This is a genomic window from Caballeronia humi, from assembly GCF_001544475.1.
Classification (GTDB): Bacteria; Pseudomonadota; Gammaproteobacteria; order Burkholderiales; family Burkholderiaceae; genus Caballeronia; species Caballeronia humi.
In genome coordinates this window covers 555,160-568,964 of record NZ_FCNW02000001.1, presented here as the reverse complement: position 1 = coordinate 568,964, position 13,805 = coordinate 555,160, and the positions used below count along the sequence as shown (strand labels likewise).

General features: G+C 63.5%; 16 protein-coding genes. 6 read left to right on the top strand and 10 right to left on the bottom strand.

Translation table 11 applies throughout. The features are described from left to right. Nucleotides 1–16 precede the first annotated feature (16 nt). The gene (locus AWB65_RS02715; RefSeq protein ID WP_087665641.1) at nucleotides 17–778 is read left to right on the top strand and encodes a PhaM family polyhydroxyalkanoate granule multifunctional regulatory protein; all 762 of its coding nucleotides are present in this window, start codon (nucleotides 17–19) and stop codon (nucleotides 776–778) included. 72 nt (nucleotides 779–850) lie between these two features. On the opposite strand, the gene AWB65_RS02710 is transcribed toward AWB65_RS02715, so the two are convergent. The 3 genes from AWB65_RS02710 to AWB65_RS02700 form a co-directional block, all read right to left on the bottom strand. Continuing rightward, nucleotides 851–1,168, bottom strand: a complete 318-nt coding sequence (locus tag AWB65_RS02710; RefSeq protein ID WP_087665640.1) for a pentapeptide MXKDX repeat protein — start codon at nucleotides 1,166–1,168, stop codon at nucleotides 851–853. 84 nt (nucleotides 1,169–1,252) lie between these two features. Further along, the gene (locus AWB65_RS02705; RefSeq protein WP_087665639.1) at nucleotides 1,253–2,047 is read right to left on the bottom strand and encodes a molybdopterin-dependent oxidoreductase; all 795 of its coding nucleotides are present in this window, start codon (nucleotides 2,045–2,047) and stop codon (nucleotides 1,253–1,255) included. A 37-nt stretch (nucleotides 2,048–2,084) separates the two neighbouring features. Next, the gene (locus AWB65_RS02700) at nucleotides 2,085–2,723 is read right to left on the bottom strand and encodes a cytochrome b/b6 domain-containing protein (RefSeq protein WP_087665638.1); all 639 of its coding nucleotides are present in this window, start codon (nucleotides 2,721–2,723) and stop codon (nucleotides 2,085–2,087) included. A gap of 198 nt (nucleotides 2,724–2,921) precedes the next feature. Between AWB65_RS02700 and AWB65_RS02695 the strand changes: the two genes are divergently transcribed. Together AWB65_RS02695 and AWB65_RS02690 are read left to right on the top strand one after the other, a co-directional pair. After that, nucleotides 2,922–3,506 carry a sigma-70 family RNA polymerase sigma factor gene (locus AWB65_RS02695; protein WP_087665637.1) on the top strand — a complete coding sequence of 195 codons (585 nt, stop codon included), beginning with the start codon at nucleotides 2,922–2,924 and terminating at the stop codon, nucleotides 3,504–3,506. Beyond that, the gene (locus tag AWB65_RS02690) at nucleotides 3,506–3,706 is read left to right on the top strand and encodes an anti-sigma factor family protein (RefSeq protein WP_235007471.1); all 201 of its coding nucleotides are present in this window, start codon (nucleotides 3,506–3,508) and stop codon (nucleotides 3,704–3,706) included. The genes AWB65_RS02695 and AWB65_RS02690 overlap by 1 nt, the downstream gene beginning before the upstream one ends. 6 nt (nucleotides 3,707–3,712) lie before the next feature. Here AWB65_RS02690 and AWB65_RS02685 read toward each other — a convergent pair whose 3' ends face one another. Genes AWB65_RS02685 through AWB65_RS02675 form a run of 3 tightly spaced genes read right to left on the bottom strand, consistent with a single transcriptional unit; the run spans nucleotide 3,713 to nucleotide 7,092 of the window. Then, nucleotides 3,713–4,978 (bottom strand): SAM-dependent methyltransferase, encoded by a 1,266-nt coding sequence (locus AWB65_RS02685; RefSeq protein ID WP_087665635.1) that lies wholly within the window; start codon nucleotides 4,976–4,978, stop codon nucleotides 3,713–3,715. A gap of 6 nt (nucleotides 4,979–4,984) precedes the next feature. Then, a complete protein-coding gene (locus tag AWB65_RS02680; protein ID WP_087665634.1) occupies nucleotides 4,985–5,797 on the bottom strand; it encodes a DUF1365 domain-containing protein in 813 nt (270 codons plus the stop codon). Further along, complete coding sequence (locus tag AWB65_RS02675) at nucleotides 5,794–7,092, bottom strand: NAD(P)/FAD-dependent oxidoreductase (RefSeq protein ID WP_087665633.1); 1,299 nt, start codon at nucleotides 7,090–7,092, stop codon at nucleotides 5,794–5,796. Before AWB65_RS02675 ends, AWB65_RS02680 begins: the two co-directional genes overlap by 4 nt. 205 nt (nucleotides 7,093–7,297) lie before the next feature. Between AWB65_RS02675 and AWB65_RS02670 the strand changes: the two genes are divergently transcribed. Both AWB65_RS02670 and AWB65_RS02665 read left to right on the top strand, forming a co-directional pair. Beyond that, nucleotides 7,298–8,281: a MerR family transcriptional regulator gene (locus AWB65_RS02670; RefSeq protein WP_087665632.1), complete on the top strand. Its 984-nt coding sequence runs from the start codon at nucleotides 7,298–7,300 to the stop codon at nucleotides 8,279–8,281. A 452-nt stretch (nucleotides 8,282–8,733) separates the two neighbouring features. Continuing rightward, nucleotides 8,734–9,615 carry a ferritin family protein gene (locus AWB65_RS02665; RefSeq protein ID WP_087665631.1) on the top strand — a complete coding sequence of 294 codons (882 nt, stop codon included), beginning with the start codon at nucleotides 8,734–8,736 and terminating at the stop codon, nucleotides 9,613–9,615. A gap of 142 nt (nucleotides 9,616–9,757) precedes the next feature. Here AWB65_RS02665 and AWB65_RS02660 read toward each other — a convergent pair whose 3' ends face one another. Further along, nucleotides 9,758–11,098, bottom strand: coding sequence for a Fic family protein (locus AWB65_RS02660; RefSeq protein WP_087665630.1), 1,341 nt, complete (start codon nucleotides 11,096–11,098; stop codon nucleotides 9,758–9,760). 193 nt (nucleotides 11,099–11,291) lie between these two features. Here AWB65_RS02660 and rfaE2 point away from each other — a divergent pair, with 193 nt between their 5' ends. Next, entirely contained in the window at nucleotides 11,292–11,774 is a 483-nt protein-coding gene (rfaE2, locus tag AWB65_RS02655) for a D-glycero-beta-D-manno-heptose 1-phosphate adenylyltransferase (RefSeq protein ID WP_087665629.1), read from the top strand. Between the two features lie 9 nt (nucleotides 11,775–11,783). On the opposite strand, the gene AWB65_RS02650 is transcribed toward rfaE2, so the two are convergent. Genes AWB65_RS02650 through AWB65_RS02640 form a run of 3 tightly spaced genes read right to left on the bottom strand, consistent with a single transcriptional unit; the run spans nucleotide 11,784 to nucleotide 13,725 of the window. Then, nucleotides 11,784–12,023, bottom strand: a complete 240-nt coding sequence (locus tag AWB65_RS02650; protein WP_087665628.1) for a hypothetical protein — start codon at nucleotides 12,021–12,023, stop codon at nucleotides 11,784–11,786. Between the two features lie 11 nt (nucleotides 12,024–12,034). Continuing rightward, on the bottom strand, nucleotides 12,035–12,820 hold the full coding sequence (locus AWB65_RS02645) for a type III pantothenate kinase (protein WP_087665627.1): 786 nt from the start codon (nucleotides 12,818–12,820) through the stop codon (nucleotides 12,035–12,037). Next, the gene (locus AWB65_RS02640; protein ID WP_087665626.1) at nucleotides 12,817–13,725 is read right to left on the bottom strand and encodes a biotin--[acetyl-CoA-carboxylase] ligase; all 909 of its coding nucleotides are present in this window, start codon (nucleotides 13,723–13,725) and stop codon (nucleotides 12,817–12,819) included. Before AWB65_RS02640 ends, AWB65_RS02645 begins: the two co-directional genes overlap by 4 nt. Nucleotides 13,726–13,805 lie beyond the last annotated feature (80 nt).

Genomic DNA, 13,805 nt, shown 5'->3' with positions numbered 1-13,805 from the left:
ATCGAAGGAGATTCACATGACCGATACTTCGGGCGGCAAGCCGCCTTTCGCCGCGTTTCCCGGCATGCCCAGTTTTTCGCAGGGTGACATGATGGGAAAGATGTGGGAACTGATGCGCCTCAATCCGTTCGCCGCGGCTGCGATGCCGAGCGGCGGGCAGGGCATGAACCCGTCGCTTTCGATGATGTCGGACATGCTCGCGCCGCTTACCAATATCGAGGAACTCGACAAGCGCGTGACCGACATGCGCGCCGTCGAGCAATGGCTCAAGCTCAATCTCAACATGCTGCAATCGGCGATTCAGGCGCTCGAAGTGCAGCGCGCGACGCTCGCCACGCTGCGTGCGTTCGGGGCTTATGCGCAATCGTCGGTGGAGAACGCGCAGGCTCAGGCGCCGGCCGAGAAGCCGAAGGCGTCGGGCTGGCCGATGAACACGCCGTCGGCGACGGCGAAGAGCGAGGCGCGCGAGGCGGCTGCCGCGCCTTCGCCGCCCGCGCCCGAGGCACGAGACGAAGCCAAGACGGGCACAGGCGGCGCGAACGACGCGGCGTTCGATCCGTCGGGATGGTGGAACGTGCTTCAGACCCAGTTCAACCAGCTTGCGAGCCTTGCGATGACGCAACCGGGCAGCGCGGCCGTGCCTGGCGCGAACCCGGTGGGTGCTTCCGGCGCGAGCGCGGAGCAGCAGACTGAGGCAGCGCCGCCCGGCGTGGCCGGGACGGAGGCCGCAAAGAAAGCGCCGGCAAAGAAAGCCGCGCCCAAGAAAAAGCCCGAGTGATCGGGCGGGTGGAGGCACGAATGGCCCCCGAAGGCTCGGCGCGATACCACGCGTCGAGCCCGGCGATGCACGTTACTGCGACGTCGAATCCTTCTTCATCGCGTCCTTGGACATCGAATCTTTCTTCATCGCGTCGTGCGACATCGCATCTTTAGACATCGAATCTTTCTTCATCGCGTCGTGCGACATCTTATCTTTAGACATCGAATCCTTCTTCATCGCGTCGTGCGACATCGCATCTTTCGACATCGAGTCCTTCTTCATCGAGTCGTGCGACATTGCATCTTTCGACATCGAATCGCTCGACATCGCACCGGTCGTCTGAGCAAAAGCCATCGAGCCGGTCATTGCCAACGTTACGGCCGTCACTGCGGTTACCAAGAATTTCATATCAACCTCAATTGTTTGAACAAGCTTGTCCGGCGTAGCCGGAGGTGAATCGAAGTTCCATCGCGGCCAGTCATGCGGACCGCCTCAGGAGCCCCCGAACCAGTTGTATCCCTGATCGACCCAGTAGCCACCAGGGAACGTGTTGGTGACGAAAATCTCCATGACGTGCTTCGGATTCTTGTAGCCGAGCTTGGTCGGCATGCGCAGCTTCATCGGGAACCCGTATTTCGCTGGCAGCGTCTCGCCGTCGTAGGTGAAGGTGAGCAGCGTCTGCGGGTGCAGCGCCGTCGCCATATCGATACTTTCGTAGTAGTCGTCCGCGCATTTGAAGCCGACGTATTTCGCCGTCGTGTCCGCGCCGACGCGCTTCAGGAACTCCGAGAACGGTGTGCCGCCCCAGCGGCCGATCGCACTCCACCCTTCCACGCAAATGTGCCGCGTGATTTGCTCGGCATGCGGCAGCGCGTACAACTCGGGCAGCGTCCACGCGCGCTTGCTCGCCACGAGCCCGCTCACTTGCAGGCGGAAATCGTCACGTTTCACTTCAGGCACGTCGTCGATGCCGTAGAACGCATTGAAAGGAAACGGGCGCGTCATCTCGGCCGGGGTGTAGGTGGGTGCGAGCCGGTTCGGATCGAAAATCCAGCCTTGCACGGTATCGTTCAGTCGCGATACGCGCGTGAGGAAAGTCTCGACCGACTTGTTGTCGGAGAGGCTGCAACCGGTCAGCAAGGCGAGGCCGCCCAACGACACGAGTTGCTTTCCGAACAGGCGCCGCGCGGGCATTTTCAGTTCACGGCGCGCGTCGATCAGAAGGGATTCGCGATCGAGCGCCGGGTCGATCAAAGCGCCTTTACGGCTGGATTCATCAGTTTTCATGGTGTGGTCCTCAGTCTTGTCGTGCGGGGCGCTTAGGTCAGCGTCCGCGAATCATCGTGAGCAGCGAGCGCGGAACGAGCGCGACCATCGCCACATGCACGACGACGAACCCCACGAGCAGCGCCATCGCGACGAAATGGACGACACGCGCCGTGTCGTACCCGCCCATCAGCTCGCGCAGAAGCGGAAACTGCACCGACTTCCAGATGACGAGGCCGGACAGCACGAGGACCGCGATATCGACAATGGCGAACAGATACGCGAACCTCTGCACCGCGTTGTAATGGCTGAGATCGTTGTGCGAAAGCCGGCCGGTTAGTGCGAGACGCAGGTCGCCCAGAATGGCGCGCGGCGAAACCGGAAAGAGCTTGCGGGCGAAGCGGCCGGTGACGACGTTCATCACCAGATAAAAGAGGCCGTTGAAGAACAGCAGCCACATGGCTGCAAAGTGCCATTGCAGCGCGCCGCCGAGCCAGCCGCCGAGCGTGATGCCGGGCGGAATCATGAAGCCCTTGAAGACGGGCGACGCGTCATAGATGCGCCAGCCCGAAAGCACCATCAGGATGACAGCTAACGCGTTGAGCCAGTGCGAGATGCGCAGCCACACCGGCTGAATAATGCGTGCGCGTCCGAGCGAGCCGCCGGCGGGCGCCGGGTGCGAGTGTTGCGCGGTCATTTGAGTATCCTTTAAGCTGTGTCTAGTGCCGCAGCACGGTGTTTGCGATTAGTCGGGCCAAGTGGCCCCGCATTACATCGACGGTCGAATATTCTCGTGGCAAAGCGCCGCGATGAGGCGGGTTTGAACTGCCAAATTGTGTGGTTCAGATATTTCTTTTCATGTCTTGGCCTCCGAAAGCCGGGGCCTTTCTCGTTGATGAGCGAACTCAAGTCTTCTGGTTTCCAGCCGGATCTCGCGCGCCTGCGCAACATGCTTTTGCGCTTTGCGATACTGCAATTGCGCGATCGCACCGAGGCTGAGGACGCCGTTCAGGAAGCGATGCTGGCGTCGATGGCGCGCATCGGCGAGTTTCGCGGGCAAGCGCAGTTCAGCACCTGGGTCTTCGCGATCCTCAAGAACAAGATAGTCGATACATTTCGTGCACGGGCGCGTAACGTTTCTACCCGCGTATACGACGAAGAAATATCCGCGGATGCCTTTGACGCGCTCTTCAATGAAAGCGATCACTGGAAGAAGCACGAGCGTCCGTCAGCCTGGGGCGACCCCGAGGCAACGCTTTCGCAGACGCAGTTCTGGACCGTCTTCGAAGTGTGTCTGACGAGCCTGCCGCCAGCGACCGCGCGCGTGTTCATGATGCGCGAGTTCCTCGACGTCGCGGTCGACGATGTCTGCGTGGAACTTGCGATTACGAAGACGAATTGCGGCGTGATCCTGCACCGCGCGAAGATGGCGCTGCGGGTGTGCTTGCAGAACCGCTGGTTTGACGAGAAAGGTGCCTGATGCTGCTCACTTGCAAGGAAGCGACGCAACTGCTGTCGAACGACATGGACGGTGCAACGACGCTCCACGAGCGCAACCGTCTTCGCCTGCACCTGATTACATGTACCGGCTGCCGCAATTACCGGCGCGATCTGCAATGGATGCGGCGCGCGTGCCGTTCGACGACCGAGCGCGCGCTCGACGACACGTCCGGCGAGTGACGCACGTTACGCGTGTTCCAGCGTGAACTGGATCACGTCGGTATTCGCGTGATCGAACGCGGCCGCGCAATAGCACAAGTAAAAATCCCACAGACGGATGAAGCGTTCGTCGAACTGCTGCGCGCGCACGGCGTCGAGTTTCAGGAGAAATGCTTCGCGCCAGAGTGTCAGCGTGCGTGCGTAATCGCGTCCGAATGAAAGGCGGTTGACAACCTTCAAACCGTGCCGTCGCGCGCTCGCCACGAACACGGACGGCGACGGCAGCATGCCGCCCGGAAACACGTATTGCTGGATGAAGTCGCTGTTCTTTCGATAGCGCTCGAAAAGCGCGTCGTCGATGGTGATCGTTTGCACGCACGCGCGGCCGCCGCGTTTCAGATTGCGCGCGAGGCATTCGAAATACGAAGGCCAATATTGTTCGCCGACCGCTTCGAACATTTCGATCGATGCGATCGCGTCGAACTGTCCGCGTATGTCGCGATAGTCCTGCAGGCGCAGATCGACGCGCCCGTTCAAGCCCGCCTGCGCGATGCGCGCGCCGCCGTGCGCAAGCTGTTCCTTCGAGAGCGTCACGCCCGTGACGTGAACGTTCGATTCGCGCGCCGCGAGTTCGGCGAAACCGCCCCAGCCGCAGCCGATTTCGAGCACATGCGGTTCACCGCCATCGACGCGCAGTTCGGCGAGCAGACGGCGGTATTTCGCATGCTGCGCGTCGGCGAGCGTCTGCGTGCTGGTTTCGAAAAGCGCGCTCGAATAGGTCAGCGTTTCATCGAGCCACAGCGCGTAGAACGCGTTGCCGAGATCGTAGTGCGCGTGGATATTGCGACGGCTGCCTGCCTTCGTGTTCGTGTGCCTCAGATGCCGAAGACGCTGCATGAGCCGTCCTTGCCAAGAGCCGTAAACAGCCCTTTCGATCGATGCCCGATTGCCCACCATGAGGTCGAGCAGCGCGCGGAGGTCATCGGTGTGCCAGTCGCCAGCCAGGTATGCTTCCGCGAAACCTGTGTCGCCGCTCTTGAGCACCGCTGCGCACACGTTCCAGTTCGACAGCATCATCCGCGCGCGCGGACCGTCCTCGTTGCCGATGCCGAAACGGCGCACGCTGCCGTCGGGCAATTGCAGATCGAGCGTGCCGTAGCGCAATCCGGCGAGCATCTTCAGCACGACGCGTCCCGCCGTGCCGATGCGCGCCGGATCGCGCGCGCGCAGAGTCGGCCGGAGCCGGGCGAACGGACATCGGAATGGCGAGTCGGGGGACGGCTGCGCTGACATCTCGCGTCACCTCCCGGCCGATTCGCCACGCGCGCGCGAAAGCGCCGCGCGCGGCGGTGCGGGCTTGCCGACGAACGGCACGCGCTTCGCGAACAACTTCAGCGCCTGCCAGTGAATCCGCGCGACGACGCCGATCGTCATCAGCGGATAGCTGAAGAACACGCGCAGCACATTCGATGCATCGAGCGCACGCGTCCTCCCCGCGATGCTGGTCACGAGGAGCGGGCCGTCGGCGTCGTCGTAATCGATCCGCGCTAGCGAGCGGCCGCGCGTTTCATCGAAGAAGAAGCGGAATGTGTACGTGCCTTCGACCTTGCAGAACGGCGACACGTGGAACACCTTGCGCGCCGTGAGCGGTCTGCCGCTTTTGATCGTGCTGCCTGTGTCGAGCAAATAGCAATGGCGCTCGCCGAACGTGTTGTTGACTTCGCACAGCACGGCGCGCAGCGAGCCGTCCGCGCGCTCGCAGAACCAGAAACTCACCGGATTGAAGACGTAGCCGAGCACGCGCGGAAACGTCTGCAGATGAATTTCGCCGCATGCATCGTCGATGCCGTTCGCTTTCAGCAGCGCGTCGATGTAATCGAGCGCCGGTTGCGCGCCGTCGCCGTGATCGGCGTCGTGGAAGCCCAACAAGCCGAAACGATTGTGAGCGAAGAGACGCGAGTCGCCCGCGCCGCTTGCGAGACGCGCCGCTCGCGCGCGCAGCGGCAGGCGCACCGTGAACACGCGATACGAAAACGCGTTCGCCACGGGCCGCAGACGGCGATGCCGCACGCGGCCGGTGAGCAGCAGGTCGGGGGCTTCGAAGGCGCTCATGCGACGAGCTCCGGTCGTTCGGACGCGGTGGCACGCCTGATTAGAGACGCCGCCGCCAGCCCCGACGTCAGGCCATCCTCGTGGAAGCCATAGCCTGTCCACGCCCCCGCGAACCACGTATTTCGCTCGCCTTGCAACGCGGGGAGTGCTCGCTGAGCATCGATGGCGGGTTGATCGAAGAGCGGATGGCTGTAGGCGAACTCGCGCAGCACCCGATCGGGATGCGGCTCGCGCACCGGATTCAGCGAAACGATCACAGGCGTTTCGAACGGCAGCGGCTGCAATCGATTGATCAGGTAGTGAACGCACACGTGCGTTTCCCCTGCCGCGCTGCGGCTCTCGTAATTCCACGCGGACCAGGCGCGCCGCGCGGGCAGCAGCGATGCGTCGGTGTGCAGCACGGCGCGGTTCGGCAGATAGCGGATCGTGCGCAGCACCGCGCGCTCGTCGGTCGATGCATCCGCGAGCATGGATAGCGCTTCGTCGCTGTGACACGCGAGCACGGCGTGATCGAACGTTTCAACGCCGCTTGTTGTTTGAATCTCCACCGAGGGCCGCGCATCGCGCACCACGCGGCGTACCGACCGAACGGGCTCGCTCAAACGCGCATCCGGGATGCGCGCCAGCATCCGCGCGACGTATTCGCGGCTGCCGCCCGTCACGGTGCGCCAGCGCGGACGGTCCGCGACCTGCAGCAAGCCGTGGTTATGGCAAAAGCGCACGAGCGTCCCGACCGGGAAGGCCATCATTTGCGCGACGGGGCACGACCAGATCGCGCCTATCATCGGAAGCAGGTATCCGTCGCGAAATGCAGCCGAGAAGCGCTCGCGTTCCAGAAAGCCGCCGACGGATTCGACCGGCGACGCTTCATCGCGCGTTGCAAGCGCCATCGAAGTCGCAAGGCGGTTGAAGCGCACGATGTCCGCGAGCATGCGCAGGAACGAGGGCCGCAGCAGATTGAGCCGCTGCGCGAACACCGTGTTCAGGTTCGTGCCCGCCCACTCAAGTGCGCGATCCGCGAGCGAAACGGAGAACGACATGTCGGTTTCGGTGGTCGGAATGTCGAGTTCCTCGAACAGCGCAACGAGATTCGGGTACGTGCGTTCGTTGAACACGAGAAAACCCGTATCGACCGGATGCGTGATGCCGTCGAGCGTGACGTCCACCGTGTTGGCGTGGCCGCCGAAGTATCGGTTCGCTTCGAAGAGCGTCGTTTCTATCGCGGCGTCGCTTTGCGCCAGGCGCCACGCGCATGCGAGCCCCGAAATCCCCGCTCCGATCACTGCAACTCGCATGGCATCTCCGTTCTCGCTTCGGTCCCCGGATTTACGCAGTTCCGGCCGGTGCGGATGCACCGGGATATCAGACCAATATTTGTCCATGATGTTTTGAAAAAATCGTCTATCATGGGAGTGCAGGTGTTTCAGTCTCAGCCTTTTAATAGAAGGATTTAGGCAAGGGAGAAAGTTTGCCTAACCTCGACGATGGATCATTTTGTCCATGACAAACATACCAGAAATCAGTGACGGAGGAGAGCCGTTGTCCGACGCCGGCGACCTGGACGACGCTGTCGTGCCGCTCGCGGGCATCGGCATCGGCGCGATTGCCCACGAGATCGGGCTGACGAAGGACACGCTGCGGGTCTGGGAACGACGCTACGGTTTCCCCCGGCCGATGCGCTCGCCGGGCGGCGAACGCCTGTATCCGCAGGAGCAGGTGACGAAGCTGCGGCTGGTCAAGCGCCTGCTCGACGCCGGACACCGGCCGAGCAAGGTACTCGCGCAGTCGATCGACGTGCTGCAGCAACTCGCGCAGGAGTCGGGCGTCGGGCAGGACGCGCCGGACGCCGAGCTCGACCGGCTGGTGTCGCTGCTGCGCTCGGGCGCCTACGACGATTTCCGCTTCGAGATGCTCAAGCGCGCGACGCGCGACGGGCTGGAGCGCTTCGTCCTCGACGTCGCGGCGCCGCTGTCGGCGCGCGTCGGCAATGCGTGGGCGGCAGGGACGCTGCAGGTCTATCACGAGCACCTGTTCAGCGAGGCGATGCAGGTGACGCTGCGCACGTTGCTGCGGCCGCTCTCCGATGCGCTGCGCGGGCGCGGCGGCCGGCCGCGGATGCTGCTCACCACGCTGACGGGCGAGAGTCACGGGCTGGGCATCCTGATGGCAGAGGCGATTTTTTCGCTGGCGGAATGCGAATGCCTGGGCCTCGGGCCGCAGACGCCGCTGCACGACATCGTCGATGCCGTCGCCGCGCACAAGGTCGACGTCGTGGCGCTGTCGTTTTCTGCGGCGATGCCCGCGCAGGCCGTGACGAACGGTCTAACCGAACTGCGCACCCTGCTGCCGGCGGGCGTGGGAATCTGGGTCGGCGGCAGCAGTCCGGTGCTGCGCCGCAAGCTCCCGGACGGCGTGGAACACGTGCCCGGACTCACCCCGATCGATGAGACCGTCGCGTCCTGGCGGCAGGCCGCCGTGCTATAGTCAATAAGCGTTTCGCGCCGTCCGGCGGGGGGTTGGAGGCTTCGAAAAGGGTCTCGAAACTCTCGCCGCAAGGGCCTGAACATCGTCGTCGTCGCGCTTATAACGAGCATGTCATGCAAGGCGGGCATGCTGCGCCAAACGGCCCATCCAGACGCGACTAGCGGGGCAGGTCCCGCTTCCTCATATCCCAGGCACAGGTTTCGCTCCTCACCCAGGTAGAAATAACGCAGCGCCGAGGTCGAAATGCGGCGTTCCTGCAACGGGCAAGCCGCCGTCGTTTGATCGAGCGCGTGCTTATTGCCGTTTTATAGCGTCTGGGTGCCTGTTTCCCGCGTAAAATTGAAAGCTTGGTTGTTCGGCGCGCAGGCGGCAAGTCGTATTCGCCAGTGCGCGCCGGGCCGAAGGTAACTACAGACAGAACGTCGCACTAAGTGGCAAATCAGGGGTGGACTATGAACACCATGCTGTATCCGGAGTTGTATAAATCGCTGGAATCGGTTCGTTGGGACATGGAGAAAGACATTCCCTGGGACAAATTCGATGCGTCCCTGCTTACCGACGAGCAGGCGAAAACCATCAAGATGAACGCGATCACCGAATGGTCCGCGCTTCCCGCAACCGAAATGTTCCTGCGCGACAATCACCATGACAGCGACTTTTCCGCTTTCATGAGCGTGTGGTTTTTCGAGGAACAGAAGCATTCGCTCGTGCTGATGGAGTATCTGCGCCGCTTCAAACCGGACTTCGTGCCGACGGAAGAGGAGTTGCACGCGGTGCGCTTCGAGTTCGATCCGGCGCCGCCGCTCGAAACGCTGATGCTGCATTTCTGCGGCGAGATCCGCCTGAACCACTGGTATCGCCGTGCCGCCGAGTGGCACACGGAGCCGGTGATCAAGGCCATCTACGAAACCATTTCGCGCGACGAAGCCCGTCACGGCGGCGCGTATCTGCGCTATATGAAGAAGGCGATGGTGCAGGCTGGCGACACGGCGCGCGCGGCGTTCGCGAAAATCGGCGTGCTCATGGCGTCGGCGCGGCGCACGGAAAAGCCGCTGCATCCGACGAACCTGCACGTCAATCAGGCGCTGTTCCCGCGCGACACGATCCAGTCGCGTCTGCCGGACCCGGAATGGCTGGAGCGCTGGCTCGATGATCAGATCCGGTTCGACGATAGCTGGGAGAAGAAGGTCGTCGAGCGGATTCTGCACAACCTGTCGATTCTGTTCGAGCGTTCGTTCGCTACGGCGCAGGAGTTGAACCGGTATCGGAAGGAAGTGGTGCAGCGGCTGCAGGCCGCGGCGCCAGCGCCTGGATCGGCGGAACAGCCGGCTTGAGGGGTTGGCGCCAAGTCCATTCAGAAGTTGATGTAGAGCTTTGCTTCGCGAAACGCCCCGGAAGTCTTGGACCTCCGGGGCGTTTTTTTGGATAGAAGCATTTTTGCTTGCTGGTGAGCCGGGCGGCGTCAGGTGGCGGGTCTCAGTGCGGCCGGTTGGCGTCGATCCACGCTTGTGTAGCGGTCATCGTCAGCCGAAACCTTGCGCAGTTGAATACCTCCAGTTTTTGCAGTTCTTCGAGCAACATCGTCTGGAAGCCCGGAGCCTGATCAGCGGTGAGCCCCAATTCCTCCATTGCGGCCCGCGCAGACTTTCTGTCACGAACCACCAATCCGATGGCCTCGCTTAAATGCTCCCGATACCGCAGTCTCAATGGGTTCGGGGCGCCCATCGATTCCATCACGACGACATACTTCTTGATCGAGCGCCGGTAGGTCCACGCGAACAGGTCTACCGCGCGCGCGACATCCCGGATTTCGTACACGCCCATCATCGCCTGGGCGTAGTCGTGAGCGTCGACGTCGAGAAACGACAACGGCGAGCAGTTGTAGAGCATCAGCGGAATGTTTGCTGCCAGGCGACTGGTGCGCTTGTTGCCGTCCTCGAATGGCTGTAGATACGCCAGATTTACCCACAGGAAGAACGCGGCCTCGACCGGATTTTTGACGAGCCTGGCCTTCGCCAAGATGATCCCCAACATCTCTTCGAGCACGCTTGGCACTTGAGTCGGCACGTAGACGGTGTCGCTGATGTTGACCATTTTTTTTCGGATCACGCCCAACGCCTCGGTATCGGCGAGAAGATCCTGCATGAGAACGGCATGCAGGTTGCGGATGATCGCTGTCGAGAGACCCTGCAACGGTACCGCATCGACCAGAAACTCGATCGCAGTCTTGTGGTTGAGCAGCATGACCGCGTCGGCGTCGCTGCCGGCCGTCCCCCGCTTGAACAAGTCCTCGGTCGCGAGCAGGCTATAGCGGTTGCCCTCCAAACGAGAGGACGACCAGGACAAATCGATAAGCAACTGCTCCAATACCTTGCGCGCATAGGTGCCCGCTGGCTGTTGTTCGCGCAGGCGACCGTCACGGTAGAGCGCTTCAGCCAGTTCCTGTGGCATCAACCAGTTCTTATTCGGCACGTAATCCTCGACGAAGTCGCGCCGGTAGGTAACCGGATCGCGTGCTGCCAAGGGCATGTCGAGTTTGCGGCCGAGTTCAATTGCAGCGGGTGACCATGCCGGGTGCTGATTTGCAGAAGGCTGTTCCGGGGCAGCGGTTCGGCCAGCCAGCCGATAGCGAGTGCCCCGCGCCTGACCGCTACGCGTGAGTTGTCCACCGTCGCAGAGTGCGTTCAAATGACGACGGACAGTCGCTAAGCTTCCCTGCGTCGCGCGGGCGACCTCGCTTGAGGTGACCTCCGGGTGGCCGGTGTGCGCCAGCCGCTGGATAGCGACGAGGACGGTCGCAGGAGACAATCCGCTCATGTATCAGCTCAAAACTGGTTTGTGGTGAGCAGATAATAAGCAAATATGAGCGGATACTCAATATTTTGAGCGGATATGAGCGGATTCGGCCGGGTGAGCAGATTCTGAGCGGATTATCGATCTGCGACGGAGAGCAAGCCTCGACCCGCCACATGGCAAAATCCGCCCATCCATATTTCCCTGCGAAACCCCGATGCCAGCCATTTTCGAACGCAAGCTCACCACGCGCGACGCCCTCGCCGCCCTCCGCCCCACGCTCGCCGGCCCCGTCGTCTTCACGAACGGCGTCTTCGATATTCTCCATCGCGGTCACGTCACCTATCTCGCTGACGCAAAAGCGCTCGGCGCGACGCTGATCGTCGGCGTGAACAGCGATGCTTCCGTGCGCACGCTCGGCAAGGGCGACGATCGGCCGATCAATCGCGAGGAGGATCGCATGGCGTTGCTGGCGGCGCTGGAGAGCGTCGACTGGGTGGTGAAATTCGAGGAATCGACGCCGCTCGAACTGATCGGCGCGCTGCGTCCCGACGTGCTCGTAAAAGGCGGCGACTACGACATGGACAAGCTAGCCGAATCCGCGCTCGTGCGCGGCTGGGGCGGCAAAGCGCTAGCGATCGCGTTCGAGCACGATCGCTCGACCACCGCGCTTCTCAGGAAAGTCCGAACGCTCGGATAGAACCAAAGCTCACTGCGAGAGCGGTGCGCTGCGAACCGGCGCTGCAGGCGCCGGACCGCCGACCACTGGTTGATCGGCGGAATCTTCGGGGCGCAGCGGCCGCGTCGACAGCGTTTCGGGGCGCACCTGCTGCAGCAGATGATGCGGCTCGCGCCCGCCCGCCGAAGGCAGCGGCCCGAACACGCCGCGCGCGACAGTGAACATCAGCAAGTTAGCCAGAAAGAGAACGGCGATCAGCCAGCGCAGCATGTGATGCTCCGTCAGGAAAGGTTGCGGTCGGCGGCATCGCGTGCGATCAGCGCGAGTCCGGCCAACACGAGCGAATCATGGCGCGTGTGCGGCACGTCGAGCGCGCCGGCGACTTCGTTCGCCGCGCCGCCGCCGAGCACGAGGCGCACGTCGGCCTGCCAGTCGGCGCGCAGATCCTGCCAGGCGCGCTCGATCAGTCCCGCCTGCGCGAGCAGGCATCCCGCCGAGAGCGCGGCGCGCGTGCTGTTCGCGAACAGGCTGCGCGTCGCGCCGAGCGCGCTGCGGGCGGCGGCGGCATCGAGCGTCGGCAACTGGGCGGTGTGCGTGCCGAGCGAATGCATCATCAGCGACCAGCCCGGCGCGATCAGGCCGCCGGTGAACGTGCCGTCGGCGCTCAGGGCTTCGAGCGTCGTCGCCGTGCCGAAGGTCGCGATCAGCAGGTTTTCGCCGGGAAACGCGGCGCGCGCGCCGATCAGGCCGCACCAGCGGTCGCTGCCCAGGCTCGACGGTTCTTCATAGCAATTGGTGACGCCGCACTGGCGCGCCTGCGCGCGAACGATCGTGCGCGGCAAGCCAGGCCAGCGCGAGTCGATCAGCGCATCGATGCGCCCGGCCGCCGACGCACCCGCGACGTTCGAAATCCAGGCGCCATCGGGCTGCGGCAAGACGGCCCAATCCGGCGCTGCTTCATGTTCAAACGCGTCGCGCCCGAACTCGGCGCCGTTGTCCGCGATCAGCGACCACTTGATCCGGCTGTTGCCCGCGTCGATCAGAAGGCGCGCCGCGACGCCGCTCACGGACGCGGCTCCCCGAGCCTCAGCGAGACGTCGCCGGTCGCGGCCGTGCGCAGGCCCTCCGGCGTGTCGATCTGCAACTGCCCCTGATCGTCGACGCCCGCCGCGACGCCGCGCGCCACCTCCACGCCCTGTTCGAGCAGCACGACTTCGCGACCCGCATACGCGTGCGCCGCGAGCCAAGGCTGCCGGAACGGCCGAAAACCCTTGGCGGCGAAGCGCGTGAGCGTCGCGTCTAGCGCGTTCAGCAGCGCGGCGAGGGTGTCGGTGAGATTGGCGCCCGGCCACGCGCGCGACAGCGACGCCGGCAGATTGCCCGGCGCGGGCAAATTACCGCTGCCTAGCCGGTTCGCTTCCTCGACTTGCGCCGCCAGCTCCGCCGCGCCGTGCAGGTTGATGCCGATGCCGATCACGACCGCCGTCGCCTGCGGTGTGTTCCAGGCGGTCTCGATGAGGATGCCGGCGAGCTTGCCGTCGTCGATCAGCACGTCGTTCGGCCATTTCAGCGCGAGTCTCGCCGATGCCGACAGCGGCAATTGGCCGAGCGCATCGATCACGCCGGTGCCGATCGCGAGGCTCAATCCCGCGAGCCCTTCGATAGGCCGCGGCAGCACGCACGCAATCGAAAACAGGAGCGCGTTGCCCGGTTGCGCGACCCACGGACGCCCGCGCCGGCCACGCCCCGCCGTCTGCGAATAAGCGGCACGAACGAGCGGCGCCAACGTCGGCGACGACCGCTCGCGCGGCAGTTCCTTCATTTGCGCCATGAGGTCGGCGTTGGTGGACCCCGTCTCATCGACGATATCGACCGGCCAGCCGCGCACCGGCCGCACGAGGAGCGCTTCGAGCCGTTCGCGGTCGATACGCCAGGCGGCGTCGAGCGGAAAGGTGGAATGTGATGAGTTCATGGATCCATTGTAGCGGGCCGCCGCCGCACGCCAACACTGGCGGGCGATTCCGGCTGCATAAGCCATTTGAACGCATCAAC